This window comes from Halotia branconii CENA392, assembly GCF_029953635.1.
Lineage (GTDB): Bacteria > Cyanobacteriota > Cyanobacteriia > Cyanobacteriales > Nostocaceae > Halotia > Halotia branconii.
Genome location: NZ_CP124543.1, coordinates 2,360,745 through 2,375,714, shown reverse-complemented (window position 1 = coordinate 2,375,714; position 14,970 = coordinate 2,360,745). Strand labels below are relative to the sequence as shown.

Below are 14,970 nucleotides of genomic sequence, written 5' to 3'. Positions count from 1 at the left end.
TTATTATCGCGGGCATCTATGCAAAATCCTCTTTTCCCCTGCACCCTGTCCACTGAGCGAAGCCGAAGTGCTGCTCCCCTGCTGCTTCACTCCCCAGTATCCAGTTAATTGCAAAGTATTTTGACCGTGGACAATGCTTCAACTGTAGAAAGTGCCTTGTCACTTCTACTGCTACTTATTCAATTACCAGCAACGGCAATTCTACTCTCACGTCTAATTAAAGGACCAAGACGGCATCTACCTATTCAACCCCAACAGCCAACACCAGAACTTTTGGGTAGTGTTAGTGTCGTTGTACCTACGCTCAATGAGGCTCTTCGCATTAGTCCTTTATTAGCTGGTTTAAGTAAGCAAAGTTACGAAGTTCGGGAAATTATCGTTGTAGATAGTAACTCCCAAGATAGTACTCCCGACTTGGTAAAAGCTGCACAACAAAAAGATCCCCGCTTTCGCCTAATCACAGATGACCCTTTACCCGATGGCTGGGTGGGTCGTCCTTGGGCATTGCATAGTGGCTTTTTACATAGTTCAGAAAAAAGTCAGTGGTTTTTGGGTATGGATGCTGACACCCAACCGCATCCAGGATTAGTTGCAAGTTTGGTCAATACCGCCCAAATGCAAGGGTATGATTTGGTTTCCCTCTCACCTCAGTTTATTCTCAAGTATCCTGGAGAATCTTGGTTACAACCTGCATTATTAATGACTTTGCTCTATCGATTTGACCCCGCTGGGATTAAAGCTGAACAGCCAGAGAGGGTAATGGCAAATGGGCAGTGTTTTTTGTGCCGTCGTGCTGTTTTAGCTGCTGTGGGTGGTTACACCAGCGCCAGGGGTTCTTTTTGTGATGATGTCACCTTAGCACGGTATATTGCAGCCCAAGGGTTTAAGGTAGGCTTTTTAGATGGTGCAAAAGTACTGAAGGTGCGGATGTATGAGGGAGCTAGAGAAACTTGGAAGGAATGGGGGCGCAGTTTAGATCTTAAAGACGCTTCTTCATCTGCTCAAGTGTGGGGAGATTTATGGCTACTCTCAGCAGTTCAAGGCCTACCCCTTCTGATTATACTCGGTTATTTATCTCTTCTTCCCCTGCCTGCTTGGTCACTGAGCGTACTTGTGCTGAGCGTAGCCGAAGTAGCCGAAGTGCTGCCTCCTCTGCTTTTGTTACTGGGGCTGAATATATTCTTGCTAGTGATTCGCTTTGCCATGCTGTTGGCGATCGCTCCTTCTTACGATCGCACCAGCGCTAAAGGAAGCTGGTTATTTTGGTTTTCCCCCTTGGCTGACCCCATAGCAGTACTGCGAATTTTCTTATCTGCGTTCCGTACACCGAGGGAGTGGCGGGGAAGGAAATACAACTAGAAAGCAGGGAGCATACTTCGGCTACTTCGACTATGGTTCCTGAGCGAAGTCTAAGGGCACTCAGCACAAGTACGCTCAGTAACCAGGGGGAAAGAGGGTTTTAAGATTTTTGCATAGATTTAGCGAATATAACTATTAATCTTCATTTTCAGTGTCCAAGCGATCACCTCGTTCTAATTCCCAGAGAATTTGATTACCTTCACGTCTAACTCTGGACACGATCCAGTTACGCCAACGCCACTGATCTCCTCGACTAGTAACAGCGCTGGCGTGGACATCCATCAAGTCTGCTAGCTCGGAACTGGTGATTAAATAGCCATTTTCAGCTATTTCATCAGCAATACGCAGAGTTTCAACCAAAGTGCGGAGTTTTTCAACTCTCATTTCAGGCGCTTGTTCCTCAGTTATAGCCGCAGTATGTGCGGTAGATGTTTCCATAACAGTTACGTATGATGCAGAAGGACTGTTTTCTTGTATACTTTTATTAAGTATTATCGAGTTAGCGTGATGTTCAGATGTTTTTGCTACATTTAATTCTTCGGCATCAGCTAAAGATTTGTAATGATTTACAGTTGATAGTTGTTGCAGATAAGGAATTTGACCGCTAGCAAAGGAGCTAGCAATCACATCACAACGTTCGTTACCTATGTTACCAGAATGTCCTCGGACGTGTTGCCAATTGACTTGCTGGGTATTAAGCTGATCGAGAATTTCTAAAAGGTCTTGATTTTGAACTGGCTTGCCATCTGCTTTTTTCCAGCCTTTCTTTTTCCAGCCTTTTACCCATTTGGTAACGCAATTAATTAAGTATTCGCTATCGGTATGTAGAGTGATTGGTTGAGTTTGTTTAGATGCATTGAGGAATTGTAAAGCGGCGATCGCTGCTTGCATTTCCATTTTATTATTAGTGGTGTGGGAGGCAGCATCGCCCATTTCGTGAATTGAGCCATCGTTGAAGTAGACGACGACACCCCAACCGCCAGGCCCAGGATTGCCTGTACAAGCGCCATCGGTGTATATGCTTTGGATTGTAAGTTGAGTAGGCATCATCAATAAGAATTACCGTAAGTAGAACGGCGTAAATAATTAAAGGTTTGTAGCAATACCTTCGCCATTTTTTTGTAGGTTGGGTTGAACATACTCCTAAGTCGAAGCAAGCTACGCATAGCGTCTCGTAAAAAGGACTAAAGTCCTTACTACAAAATCAACATCAAAATTGTGTGTTAACAAGAGGCAGAGGAAAGAAAAGGAATTGGGGCAGGGTGCAGGGTGCAAAGGTGAGGTAAGAAAATGCCTTGAATTTAAAGATGTGTACCTAATCTTTAATCTTTCTCCTTTCCCCCTGCTCCCTGCTCCCTGCTCCCCTGCCTCTTCGGTCAACCTATTCATTTGGAATCTGGTTTTGCAGCATTTTCAATTACATAAGATAACAAAGAAGTAATTGTACCAGCTGCAAAAGAAAACAGCGCAATAACCGCATCACGCGGTAAAAAGCTATCTAAACGGCTGCCTTTAATACTGGATACAGGGAAATCTTTATCTAGCCCAATTTTAATTTCTTGTGTTTTGCCAGCAAAGCGAACTTCTAAACCCTTTTTAGGAACAATCTGAATATGGCGAATTAATTCTATATTCAAAGGCATATTAGGTTTTTCTGCCATGAGAAATTGATTTTGCGTAATTTCTCGTTCTTGTTCTGCCATGCGAACTTTGCCTTCGATAATGGTAGAAATAGCTAAATCATCTCTGATATCACCACTTCTTTCTAAGCGTTGAAAGATAACATCCTTAGTGACAATTTTGCTTTGAAACCATTGTTCATCACTATATTCTGGTAGGTTGGAAGCAGTGAGATAAATAGTATTATCTTGACTAATGTTTAAATTAAATTCTTTATTGTCGGGATTGAAAGTAAATTCCAGCGGTGTTTGAGAGTCTTGAAGTTCTGGTAATTTTATATCTGATAATTTATGACCTTCTAAACTAATTTTAAGTGGTTGTTCTCCTAAATAAAATTTTAAAATATTTGTTTGATTAACTAATTTTGGTGTGGATTGAGGTATGAGAGAAAAGGCAAGTCTCTGACGATAAAAGTCATAATGCAAGCCCTTAACCTTGGTATTTTGTTGCAGTCTTAATTCATTTAAGTCTATTTCACTAGCTGTTTGGAGATTTGCCGGAGTAATAATTAATTTACTTTGTTTATCAATTAGGTTTATTTTCAGGGATTTAATTTTATTAAGTTGGGGAAAGGCTTGACTTTCAAACTTGCCTGTTAAAGTTAACGTCTGAATACCTTCAGTTTCTAGACTTTTGATCTGTCGAATTGATTGCAAAAATAGTTTTGGTTGCTGACCATTATAGGTAAAACTCATTTCTTCTACTACGAGATTACCTTCAAAGATATGTGTACCAGGCAAAAGAGCAACCACACTTATATAACTAAGACCTATTAATAAAAATATAACAAAAACAATTAATTTTTTGCCAGCTAAGTATTTGCTCAACTGGCCAAAATTGTGGCGAATAAACCCTATAACTGCATGAATATAACGCACCAGTACAATGATTAAATTTTTGATGACTCGCAATAAGTTACTAGTTTTTTGCCTAAGTGCCATTATCTATATTAGCCAGTTGGGGTTGTGTTCAAAATCATAACGCCGTTCAAATTTATCGGGTGGTCTGCCAATGCGTTCTTGTTCGGCTATCAGATGAACTTGATAGCGACCAGCAGGGGCTTTGCGTCCATTCCAAGTAAATACTACTTCACCATTTTGGGCATTCCTCCGAGAATTTTTGTAGATAACTTTGCCATTATGCAAAACTTCAAAAACGGGAAATTTTGCCCGACGAGAAGTATAAAACACAAACTCATATTGCCCAGAGGGTTGCCCAATAGTCACGGGTAGATAAACTGAATTAACCGAAGCGATCGCGCGTAGACTACTAGGGGGAACTGCGGCTTTATTTAAAATACTAGGTTTTAAGGGAAAGATAAAACGACTTTGACTTGTTTGCAAAGCCAGGTTATCTAAAAGATAATTTTTGCTCAAAGATTGTATTTTGACCTCTGGGGCAGTGTTACCTAACCGGGGAATTTGCAAAGTCAGCAAGTTGGGATAGTTGATAATGCCACGAGTGACAATAGAAATCAAGTTAACCCTCTTTTGTCACTCTAGGCAGAGGAAAAATAGAAATAAGAGATATTGAAGTTTTGAAAAATTGAGCAAGTCAGATTATTAACAATCATTTGAAGTTGAAAAAATCCCTCAGATAGCTTAGGGACTGTAAAGACCGCTAACCAAGGTTTAATTAAGTTAAATAATGTAAATGGCTGAAGTATCAAACGGAGGTTATTCAGAATACTATTCCAACCATTGCCTTGATTCCACCCAGGATGTGATGAAAATCTAGATTCAGATTGTGGTGGTAATTTTAGCAGTTGTTCGGAATGAAGACTAACCAACAGATAGGCACTAAAAACAATTTCCCACCACTTCTCTATTTGTGAATAATGAGTTAGGCGAAAATCTGCCCATCCTAATTCATTTTTACTTTGTTTTAAACCATATTCTACCCAAGTTCTTAAACCATAAAAATTGCCCACATCTCTTGGAGTAATCTCTGGATATTTACTCATGACATACCAAGTCGTGTTTTTTGGAAGAACTTCAATATCCGTTGTTATTTGCCAATACCTTACTTCCGATTTTTTGCCACATATTATCTCTCTAATATATCTATTCTCTGAACTTAAATCCGAGAAAACACGCTTGAATCTTTGCCAATCTGAGTATTTTACTTTTGAGTCTGTAATTCCCCATGCTCTATGGTTTGAGCGAATCGCTACAATAAAATTAAGATTTAATTCATTTAGTACGCTTAAAAAACTTTTACTACTTTCACCATATAAACTATCCGCCAGCACCAGATTGAATCTAAACCCCATCGACCGCAATTTTCTTATCATTATCCCGGCGATTTCGGGTTTGGTTAAATATTTCTCTCCTGGTTGTAGTCTTTCCCTCGGTTTATATACTTCAAATATTAGAGGAAACGTCATTCCAGATAAGACTGCATATGCTGTAACCGCCACAATACCGTTATCTGTTTTACCTAAATTTCCAATGTACTGTCGTTTCACATAATCAGTCGTATTTCCTTTTTTCTTATCCCCTGTCTCATCAATTATTAGTATGATTGGGCGACCTTGAAGTATATATAATATTAATTCTAACCTTTGCCTCCTTAATTCTTGTACATCCCAGGGTGATTCTGTTAAAAAATGGTGTAATGCTTGATGATTATCTAGCCCTACAATTTTCGCTATTTCCGGTAAAGTTTTACGTTTTATATCAGAAACACATCCCATGTGTAGGTACTTAAAAGCTTCAAAGCTTCTAACTTCTGGAAAGAGGTTTTGATACAAATGGCAGTATTCGTCCACAAATTTTACTGTGGGTGCGCTTCGGCGAGGCTCAACCATACTCTCTGTCTGGTGTTTTTGCGATCGCTCCTAATTATACTTTGTCGAGAGTGATAAAAGAGGGTTAATACCGCCTACTACATCTCTTGGTTCAATACCTTCACAGCGGTTATTATCACGGCGGATATAGTTAGTTGATTGGGGGTTGCCAATGGGACAAGCTTGAACTGGAAGAGTGCTAAGGCTAAAAACAAACAAACTTGTGAATAGAAGTTGATATTTCATAGTTGTAATTGTTATTGGTCATTTATAAAGTTTCAGACAAAGATGTTAGGGTATTCCCCATTGACGAAGTTTTTTAGTCACTGCATTCATGCTGTAAGCAAAACCAAAGCCACCTGTAGCTGGGGTTGAAGGTTGAGACGTAGTTTTGGCAGCATCTTCTCGTTGTGGATTAGAGTCAGTAATCTGCACCATAAGACCGACAACTTGATTTTTCTCGGTATCTATTACTGGCCCCCCAGAGTTGCCTTCTGCAAGGGTGGCTGTAATTTGCAGTTTGTTTTCTTGGGATATGACATTGCTAACTCTGCCGGATTCGGTAGTCCAGTCAGCGCCATTGCTGGGATGACCGACAACAATTACTTCAGCAGTACGCCGCACACTTCCAGAAGACATTGTTAATGCCTGGATATCTTCTGGGATACCTGTGACTTCGAGTAAAGCTAAATCTAAGGGATCGTTGACATTGGTGATTTGAACAATTTTGGCTTTGTATCGAGGGGGAAATTTACCAGGAGGTGGTTGACTGTAAAATTCCAACTCAATTTTTTCACTAGGACGGTTTATGCCTTGAGTATCTGTAATTACATGACGATTAGTGAGAATCCAAGCTGTGTTTCCCTCACGTTTGACTACCCAACCAGCACCAATATTATTGCCAGTAGGAATTTCGGCAACAATCCGCACCACAGAACGCAAGACCCCAACTAATGGTTCATCTTTGGCACTAGGCAACCATTGGCGATCGTCTACTATTGGTAAGGGTGGATTGCGTCGCAATGCTAACAATCGTTCTGCTTCTTTGAGATTGTTTTGGGCTGTTACATAATTTTTGTCTAAGGCAATTGCTAATTTAAACTCTGCGATCGCTTCTGTTAGCTTCCCTTGCTGTTGTAAAGCAAATCCTAAATTATTATGAGCCAACGTATGAGCAGTTGTGGGAGTTCCAGTTTTATCATCTGGTAGGCTAAGAGCTTTTTGGTAGTTGGCGATCGCTGGTTCTAGTTTCTTCTGGTCACGTAGCGCATTCCCCAGATTGTTGTAAGCATAAGCATTGTTGGGGTTGAGTTGGATGGCTTTTTGGTAGTTGGCGATCGCTTGTTCTAGTTTCCCTTGCTCTCCCAGCGCATTGCCCAGATTGTTGTAAGCATAGTCACCTTTGGGGTTGAGTTGGATCGCTTTTTGGTATGCGGCTACTGCTTGATCCAGTTTCTTCTGGTCAAACAGCGCATTCCCCAGACCAACGTAAGCATCTGCATCTTTGGGGTTGAGTTGGATCGCTTTTTGGTATGCGGCTACTGCTTCATCCAGTTTCTTCTGGTCAAACAGCGCAATGCCCAGATTGTAGTAAGCAATGGCATATTTGGGGTTGAGTTGGATCGCTTTTTGGTATGCGGCTACTGCTTCATCCAGTTTCTTCTGGTCAGACAGCGCATTGCCCAGATTGTTGTAAGCAATGGCATCTTTGGGGTTGAGTTGGATCGCTTTTTGGTATGCGGCTACTGCTTCATCCAGTTTCTTCTGGTCAAACAGCGCAATGCCCAGATTGTAGTAAGCATTAGCATATTTGGGGTTGAGTTGGATCGCTTTTTCGTAATTTGCGATCGCTTGTTCTAGTTTCCCCTGGTCATACCATTTCACGAAAAGCCTGATACAAATAAAGCATCCAGAATAAAACCCCAACCTGTAATATTCGCAACAATTGATGTGTTTAATTCCTCAAGACGTTGCCAAATAACTGTTCTTAACTCGTCCAAATTAGCAAAGCATTCCCAACTTAAATTCCTTTTTACTTCTTCCCATAAACGTTCAATGGGATTGACTTGGGGAGTATGTGGAGGTTGAAATAATAAAATAATATTTTCTGGAATTTTAAGAGTCTGGCTTAAATGAAAAGCACCATTGTCTAATTGAAGTATGTGTATATCTTCCGGATACGTAGCTGCAAACTGTTCTAAAAAGATATTGAAGCAAGCTGTGTTGAGATGAGAGAATTCCCAAATATAATACTCACCAGTTAACGGCTCTACTAAACCATATAAATAGAAATTTTCTCGTTTCCATTGCATGATGCCAATAGGTTTAATGCCACAAAGCGTGATCAGTCTTCCTAATTCTGTTTTTAATCCTACACGGCTTTCATCACCACACCAGTATCTAATTTCTTTATGTTTATCTTTTGGCTCTATGACGTGTTTTTTTATAACTTCTAGGTATTGTGGCAGTTTTTTTTAAATTCTAATTCTGCTTCTTCATTGTGTTTTATCCCTACTGCTCTTGGTACTTTTAACTTCGCTTTCATTCGATAGCGTACTGTATCATGTACTACTTTATACGACGCTCTCACACCTTGAACCGCTTTCAACCATGTTCGGATTTCTTCATAGCTTTTAAATCCAAATGGCTGTTCAAGTTCTTTTAAAAGTTGTTCTTTGGTCGAACCATCAATAATTGGCGGTCGCCCTGGACTTTTTTTTGTTGACAATAGACCGTTTATTCCCGACTCTGTATATGTTTTTAACCATCTTTGCACTGTCACTCTTTCTCTGCCTACGACAAAAGCTGCATCCTGTACCGTTCTTACTTGCCCCATTTTCAGTAAATACAAAGCTTGAACTCGTTCACGGCTTGATGCTGTTTTCTGTTTGACGAGCAGTTCATGCAACTGTTGGACTGATTCTTTTATTTCGACTTTGGTGACTCCAACCATTTTTACCCGTTCATATTTATTCCTAATTTATCTGTATCATACTTTTAGTGAATTGGTATCAGATAGTACAATCCCCAGACCAATGTAAGCATCTACATATTTGGGGTTGAGTTGGATCGCTTTTTGCAATGTGGCTACTGCTTGATCCAATTTCTTCTGGTCATATAGCGCCCGACCCAGATTGTAGTAAGCATTAGCATCTTTAGGGTTTATTTGCAAGACTCTAAGCCAAATTGCTTCAGCTTGTGGGTATTTCCCCGCATCTTGGGCTGCATTGCCTTGTTGAAATAGCTGTTCAATAGTAGTTTGTGCAGATGCCAATTGCGGTGTTATTGCTAGAGATAAGCTTAAAAATAAAGCAATTAGTTTAGGGTTTCTCACAATCCGCCCAAATAAATATAAAATATCTATTTTTAAGTATATACACTAGTTTTTGCGCTGACTATCGGGCTTATCATTTTGCAACCTTGCGTAGATATGCGGTCAATGAAGAGGAAAAGGGGCAATACTGTTCGGTTAACAAACTGATCTGTTGAGGCAAGCAGGGGGAGCAGGGGAAGAAGAGAGGCAGGGGGAGTAAGAAAAATTGGATATTTTTTGGAGTTCTCTTAAGGAGTATTGATATTTGAAGACGCGATTAATTACGTCTTCTACAATCTATTTGGTAGATAAATTATAAGCATGACTCTTCTTTATTAGCTGCATCATTAAATAGTTTGTGAATGTATTAGCCCATCAAAATTAATGCCATAGTCGCAAAAAATAAGGGTAATTTTGTAAATTTGTATGGTTCATATTACTCTAATTACGCTTAGTTGATTTCTGCTAAAACTGGTTAATTATTAATAATAATTTTCGCCTTTATAGTTGACAAGTATAAAATTATACTTTAATATAAAAACATGATAAAGGCGATCGCCTCGTCCCGCGAAGAAGTGTGCGATCGCCCTTATCTAAACCCCAATATCGGAGTACAAATACAATGATGGCACAATTACAAAAGTCCGCCCAGTCACAATTAGAACAGTACCTGCCTAGCGAAGACTTAGATACACCCACCTGCAATCAATCAACTGTTAAGCCATTTCCTCAGAGAGAACCGATTAAGCATCTACTAATTGGTTCTGCCAAAGCCGTTACTAGTACAATTCACTATTTGCAAGTAATCGGTTACGCCAACACCGGGGACTGGAGTCCACTGCTACCTACTGCCAACCCAGGTGAGGTAATGAGTATTTTAAGCCGTCAGATTCTAATGCAATAACCGGGAATTTCGGGGTTGCGAGATCCCCGACTTCTTCAAGAAGTCGGGGATCTGGGGCTAAGAGGCAATATCTTTGATGAGTTGGAGGTGCTGCGGTAGTAAATTGGCTAAAGAGTAGCGCTCTAACGCTGTTTTCCGAGCATTGGCGCGAATTTCTGTCATGCGTGTCGGATGATTGAAGACTTCATCAATGCGGTCTGCAATCTTTCGGGGGGAGAAGAAATCGACTAGTAGACCATTTTTCCCATCTTCAATGACTTCAGTCACAGGCGCTGTGTCAGAACCAAGCACTAAGCAGCCCGTAGCCATAGCTTCAATCATCGACCAAGAAAGTACAAACGGTCTGGTTAAATAAACATGTACCGATGATGCTTGAATGACTTGCAAATACTGGCCATAAGGCAAAGAACCAGTAAAGTGAACCCGTGATAAATCAAGCGGGACTTTTTTCAACATCAAGTCTTTGTAAGTAAGATTGTTTGGTAAAGATTTACCGTAGCAAACTCTTTCTGACCCGACAATCACTACATGACAATTTGGTCGCCGCTCCTGCACATAAGCAAGAGTTTCGATAAACTGGGGAAAACCACGGTAAGGTTCCATTCCCCGTGCTACATAAGTGACAATTTCATCTACACCAGACAAGTCCAGATTAGGCAATACTAATTTAGCTCCTGGCTGCGGTTTAAAGTAGTCTGTATCTACTCCATCATGCAGAACAGAGATTTTTTGATGAAATTCTGAGGGAAATTGCGCTCTTTGCCAATTAGTCGGTGATAAACCGCGATCGCAGGTGTATAAATCAATTAATATAGGTGCATTTTTTGTCCTAATCCGGGCTATATCATCAACATTTAAAGGGTCTGTAGGATCAAAATCTGCATCTGAACCCAGAGCATGATAAAACCATTCAAAATAACAAATCAACGGTGTATCTGGAAACGCATCTTTGATATACAAAGTTGGCCCCCAACCAGAATGGCCACAAATCACATCAGGTACAAAGCCTTTTATTTTTAATTGTTCAGCCAATTTAAATGCAGCTTGTCCATGCAAAACTGCACTCTCCAATGGTCGAACATAATGATGGGTTGTAGGATGAGGATTCCGGCTGGGTTCAAAAATTACTTTATATACGCCTGGTAAATTTACATCTCTATTTTTAGTGCCAAAAACTACCTGATTGTTCGGATTTTGAGCTAAAGCGAGGGCAACATGGCGATACTGAGCCGGAAAATTAGAATGAAGAAAGAGAACACGCATTTTAGCTTTCCATCACTTCACGCACCAAAGAGCTTAACAGCTTATTAAATACCTAAATCTTGCATAATCGTTTGAATATTTGCTTTCAAATCTGGCAAATCACGCTCAACTATTCCCCAAACATCATCATAATCTACGCATACATAGTCGTGAATTAATACATCTCTAAATCCAGCTATCCGTTTCCATTGCACATTAGGATACCTTTGTCTTAAATCCTGAGATACTCTTTTAGCTGCTTCGCCAATAATCTCAAAATTTCTAACCACAGCATCTTGAATCATCTTTGTTTGGATAAAAGTTTCTTTACCATCGCGGGTGTATTCTTCTATTCTTTCAATACATTCCGCAATATCCAGTAAATAAAGCCTTTCATCTCTCATAGTGTCACAGCTTCACTTAATACTCTTTCTCTAATTAATTCATGTAAATTATTAGGCTTTGCTACATCGATTTTACGGTTTAGTAACTCTTCCAAATCTTGGATTAAAGCAATACGGTCTAACAAATTGCGTCCTGGCTCAAGTTCTACCAAAAAATCTACATCACTATCGGGTGTTGCTTCTCCTCTAGCAACTGAACCAAATACCCGCACATTATATGCTCCATATTTAGCAGCAATTTTTAATATTTCTTCTCGAAATGGTAGCAATAATTCCTTAATTCCCATAACCTAATCCCTGAATATTGCGGCAAGTTTCTACCTCTAGTCTGGCACTTTCAATAGAAAACGTTAATTCGTTTAATAGCGATATGGCGATATTTAGCCAGGAAATTACCATGAAGGAAGAGAACGCGCATTTTAGGTTTCCACCACTTCACGCACCAAAGAGGCTAACTTTTCAGCACTATCAGGAACAGCGATCGCTTGAGCATTTTCCCCCATTTTGGTTAATTCTGCTGGTGATTGCAATAAATCTAATACTTGGCTTTGTAACTTTTGAGCTGTTAATTCTGATTGCTTAAACGTCAATGCTGCACCAGCTTTTGTAAATACATCGGCATTGTAAGATTGATGATCTTCGGCAGCAAAAGGATAAGGAATTAATATTGCTGGTACTCCACAAACTGCCAATTCTGTCAAACTACCAGCACCAGAACGACTAATTGCGATCGCTGCTCGTTGTAACAGTACCGCCATATTGTCGTAAAAGGGTAACTCTAGATATTGCGGGTGTTTGAGACTACCTGCATCAGGATCGCGATCGCCTGTTAAATGTACTACATAAGCACCCGCATCAAACCAAGCCGGAGCCGATTCACGCACTAACTGATTGACAGCTACAGCGCCTTGACTACCACCAAAAACGACAATTAAAGGAACATTATCAGGTATAGCTAAATCTAGCGATGCATGACTAATTTGATCCAAAAATTGTGACCTAACGGGAGTACCCACACAGACATTTTTAGCACGGGGCAAATATTGAGCAGCTTCTGCAAATCCTAGCGCCATCGCCGTACACCAAGGACCAAAAAAGCGAGTGACTTTTCCAGGCAAAGCATTAGATTCGTGGAAAATTACAGGTAAGCCGAGAGAACGGGCTGCAATGACTGCTGGCCCGGCAATATAGCCACCCGTGGTCAGTACTCCTTGAAACTTTCCCTGCTGCAATATTCGTCTGACTTCTATAATCGAACCAGTGAGTTTACCCAAGACCTTTAGAGACGCAAATCCGAACCCTTGCTGAAACCCTTCAACTGCAATAGTATTCAAGGGATATTGTTTGGGCACAAGTTGAGTTTCTAGGCGATTGGGTACGCCTAACCATTCAATTTCATAGTCTGGCAGTTTTTGCGCCAGTGCGATCGCCGGAAACAAGTGTCCACCAGTACCACTGGCAGCTATGAGTAATTTTATCGGTGCGTTTGCCATCAAACCTCTACCGTTTAGCGCCTAGCTTAACTAAGATAAAACAATTTCCTGACCTTCTGTACTTAAATCAGTAAACTCTTACCAAATGACTAACATTATTGCTTTATTACGCAAACGCCAACGAAAATTTTCTCCTAGCATCTGGTTAGTTTTGTCCTTACTGACATTTGGTGTAACCAGTAATTTACCACAGGTTCAAGCTGCTACACCCGATAATGCCCCAGCGGAACTGAAAAATCTGTTGATGCGAATCGATACAGCAGCAACTCAAAGCAATGTCAAGGGGGTAATGCAATTTTATGCTCCTACTTTTAGTAGTGGGGATGGATTAAACCGTCAGACTTTAGAAAAATCCCTCATGACATTGTGGAAGCGATATCCACAGTTACGATATAGTACACAGCTACAATCTTGGAAATCAGAAGGCAATGCCATTATTGCCGAAACAGTAACTAACATCACTGGTTTACCTTCTGCTAATAGTAATAATATGGCTCTCAATGCCACAATTAAATCTCGTCAGCGGATCACAGGTGCAAAAATTGTCCGCCAAGACATTTTATCCGAACGCACACAACTTACCTCTGGGAAAAAGCCGCCTCAAGTCGATATTAATTTGCCACAGCAAGTGAAAATAGGACAACAGTATAGCTTTGATGCGATCGTTAAAGAACCCCTGGGTGAGGATTTTCTGCTGGGAACAGCCTTAGAAGAACCTGTCCAAGCCAGCAAATATCTTAATCCCACCTCTGTAGATTTGCAATTACTGACATCTGGCGGATTGTTTAAAACAGGACGCGCACCCTCCACCCCTGGTAGTCAGTGGATTTCTGCGGTAATTCTTCGAGGTGATGGCATGACAATGGTCACTCAGCGTTTGCAAGTGGTGAAATAGGGCATTGGGCATGGGGCATTGGGCATGGGGCATGGAGAAGAGAAATTGGAGCAGGGTGCGGGGTGCAAGGGGGATAAAGAAAAATTCCTCTTTCTCCTTTTCTCCCTGCTCCCTGCCCCCCTGCCTCTGCTCCCCTGCTCCCTGCTCCCTGCGGCGATAAGTCCCTTTACCAAGAAGTTAGATTACAGGCAAAATTGGCTAAAATCCGATTAAAAGTTGAAGTGAGATGAAATGACTGCGATCGCAATGATTTCATCTCACTTTTTATTACAGATATACAAATATTACCTAAAAGTACTCTTCTTTGTTGATTAAACCTTGGTGTACTTATCGACTACCTTCGCTAAGTCTGGAACTGCCTCCTCTACATGTTGTTTGGCTGAGCCGCGGAGTTTTTCATAGGTTCCGCGCACGATTTGGCGCTTCACGTTTTTAGCCCTGGCATCAGTAACGCTGAGTAACGCGTCCGCAGTACGAGAACGGTTTGTAGCAAGATGCTCAACGGGGTCACCCTTCTCCACACCCTCATTCCAAATGGGATCAATCGCTACAAAACACTGTGGCAAAATCTGCTCGACGACGTAACTAATATACCCTGGTTTAACCCCTTTAAGAGCCGCAAAAGCGGTTTTCAAGGCGACACCGCTGAAACCTGACTTGGAAGCAAGTTGCGCTTCTATCATGTTGCAGCAATCATCAACGACCATTGCTTTCTTTTTGGGGTTCGAGAGTCCGTCACTAAGTCCCATTTCACTCCTCCTTAGATATCAAATTACTTAATTCCTATTCAATTATTTTCCTAGCGAGTAGGAAATTACAGAAAATGGTATCAGAGCTAAAGAATTTTCATATACTTAGTTCTATGTATCAATAAGCAAATAGAATGCCAATA

At 40.7% G+C, this 14,970-nt stretch carries 17 protein-coding genes; 3 read left to right on the top strand and 14 right to left on the bottom strand.

Annotation, left to right across the window (positions count from 1 at the left end; translation table 11 throughout):
• Nucleotides 1-126: 126 nt before the first annotated feature.
• Nucleotides 127-1,359: a 2'-O-glycosyltransferase CruG gene (gene cruG, locus QI031_RS10490; RefSeq protein ID WP_281485107.1), complete on the top strand. Its 1,233-nt coding sequence runs from the start codon at nucleotides 127-129 to the stop codon at nucleotides 1,357-1,359.
• 135 nt (nucleotides 1,360-1,494) lie between these two features.
• On the opposite strand, the gene rnhA is transcribed toward cruG, so the two are convergent.
• The 9 genes from rnhA to QI031_RS10445 all read right to left on the bottom strand — a co-directional run bounded on the left by rnhA (nucleotide 1,495) and on the right by QI031_RS10445 (nucleotide 9,161).
• Nucleotides 1,495-2,406 carry a ribonuclease HI gene (gene rnhA / locus QI031_RS10485; protein ID WP_281485990.1) on the bottom strand — a complete coding sequence of 304 codons (912 nt, stop codon included), beginning with the start codon at nucleotides 2,404-2,406 and terminating at the stop codon, nucleotides 1,495-1,497.
• Between the two features lie 338 nt (nucleotides 2,407-2,744).
• A complete protein-coding gene (locus QI031_RS10480) occupies nucleotides 2,745-3,980 on the bottom strand; it encodes a hypothetical protein (protein WP_281485106.1) in 1,236 nt (411 codons plus the stop codon).
• A gap of 3 nt (nucleotides 3,981-3,983) precedes the next feature.
• The gene (locus QI031_RS10475) at nucleotides 3,984-4,517 is read right to left on the bottom strand and encodes a hypothetical protein (RefSeq protein WP_281485105.1); all 534 of its coding nucleotides are present in this window, start codon (nucleotides 4,515-4,517) and stop codon (nucleotides 3,984-3,986) included.
• Nucleotides 4,518-4,537: 20 nt separating this feature from the next.
• Nucleotides 4,538-5,848, bottom strand: coding sequence for an IS701 family transposase (locus QI031_RS10470; RefSeq protein ID WP_281481597.1), 1,311 nt, complete (start codon nucleotides 5,846-5,848; stop codon nucleotides 4,538-4,540).
• Nucleotides 5,849-5,878: 30 nt separating this feature from the next.
• Nucleotides 5,879-6,073, bottom strand: coding sequence for a hypothetical protein (locus QI031_RS10465; protein ID WP_281485104.1), 195 nt, complete (start codon nucleotides 6,071-6,073; stop codon nucleotides 5,879-5,881).
• A 45-nt stretch (nucleotides 6,074-6,118) separates the two neighbouring features.
• The gene (locus tag QI031_RS10460) at nucleotides 6,119-7,711 is read right to left on the bottom strand and encodes a serine protease (protein ID WP_281485103.1); all 1,593 of its coding nucleotides are present in this window, start codon (nucleotides 7,709-7,711) and stop codon (nucleotides 6,119-6,121) included.
• The gene (locus QI031_RS10455) at nucleotides 7,708-8,232 is read right to left on the bottom strand and encodes an IS630 family transposase (protein ID WP_281485908.1); all 525 of its coding nucleotides are present in this window, start codon (nucleotides 8,230-8,232) and stop codon (nucleotides 7,708-7,710) included. Before QI031_RS10455 ends, QI031_RS10460 begins: the two co-directional genes overlap by 4 nt.
• Nucleotides 8,233-8,279: 47 nt before the next feature.
• A complete protein-coding gene (locus tag QI031_RS10450; protein WP_281480997.1) occupies nucleotides 8,280-8,780 on the bottom strand; it encodes a helix-turn-helix domain-containing protein in 501 nt (166 codons plus the stop codon).
• Between the two features lie 36 nt (nucleotides 8,781-8,816).
• Nucleotides 8,817-9,161, bottom strand: a complete 345-nt coding sequence (locus QI031_RS10445) for a tetratricopeptide repeat protein (protein WP_281485102.1) — start codon at nucleotides 9,159-9,161, stop codon at nucleotides 8,817-8,819.
• 601 nt (nucleotides 9,162-9,762) lie between these two features.
• Here QI031_RS10445 and QI031_RS10440 point away from each other — a divergent pair.
• Entirely contained in the window at nucleotides 9,763-10,044 is a 282-nt protein-coding gene (locus QI031_RS10440) for a hypothetical protein (protein WP_281485101.1), read from the top strand.
• 57 nt (nucleotides 10,045-10,101) lie between these two features.
• Here the strand turns inward: QI031_RS10440 and QI031_RS10435 are convergent, their stop codons facing one another.
• The 4 genes from QI031_RS10435 to murG all read right to left on the bottom strand — a co-directional run bounded on the left by QI031_RS10435 (nucleotide 10,102) and on the right by murG (nucleotide 13,183).
• Nucleotides 10,102-11,307: a glycosyltransferase family 4 protein gene (locus QI031_RS10435; RefSeq protein ID WP_281485100.1), complete on the bottom strand. Its 1,206-nt coding sequence runs from the start codon at nucleotides 11,305-11,307 to the stop codon at nucleotides 10,102-10,104.
• 44 nt (nucleotides 11,308-11,351) lie between these two features.
• Nucleotides 11,352-11,690: a HepT-like ribonuclease domain-containing protein gene (locus QI031_RS10430; RefSeq protein WP_281485099.1), complete on the bottom strand. Its 339-nt coding sequence runs from the start codon at nucleotides 11,688-11,690 to the stop codon at nucleotides 11,352-11,354.
• The gene (locus QI031_RS10425; protein ID WP_281485098.1) at nucleotides 11,687-11,977 is read right to left on the bottom strand and encodes a nucleotidyltransferase family protein; all 291 of its coding nucleotides are present in this window, start codon (nucleotides 11,975-11,977) and stop codon (nucleotides 11,687-11,689) included. Before QI031_RS10425 ends, QI031_RS10430 begins: the two co-directional genes overlap by 4 nt.
• A 132-nt stretch (nucleotides 11,978-12,109) precedes the next feature.
• The gene (gene murG, locus QI031_RS10420) at nucleotides 12,110-13,183 is read right to left on the bottom strand and encodes an undecaprenyldiphospho-muramoylpentapeptide beta-N-acetylglucosaminyltransferase (RefSeq protein ID WP_281485097.1); all 1,074 of its coding nucleotides are present in this window, start codon (nucleotides 13,181-13,183) and stop codon (nucleotides 12,110-12,112) included.
• An 85-nt stretch (nucleotides 13,184-13,268) separates the two neighbouring features.
• Between murG and QI031_RS10415 the strand changes: the two genes are divergently transcribed.
• Nucleotides 13,269-14,078, top strand: coding sequence for a nuclear transport factor 2 family protein (locus QI031_RS10415; RefSeq protein WP_281485096.1), 810 nt, complete (start codon nucleotides 13,269-13,271; stop codon nucleotides 14,076-14,078).
• A gap of 311 nt (nucleotides 14,079-14,389) precedes the next feature.
• Here the strand turns inward: QI031_RS10415 and QI031_RS10410 are convergent, their stop codons facing one another.
• Nucleotides 14,390-14,827, bottom strand: coding sequence for a DUF6918 family protein (locus tag QI031_RS10410; RefSeq protein WP_281485095.1), 438 nt, complete (start codon nucleotides 14,825-14,827; stop codon nucleotides 14,390-14,392).
• Between the last annotated feature and the right edge of the window lie 143 nt (nucleotides 14,828-14,970).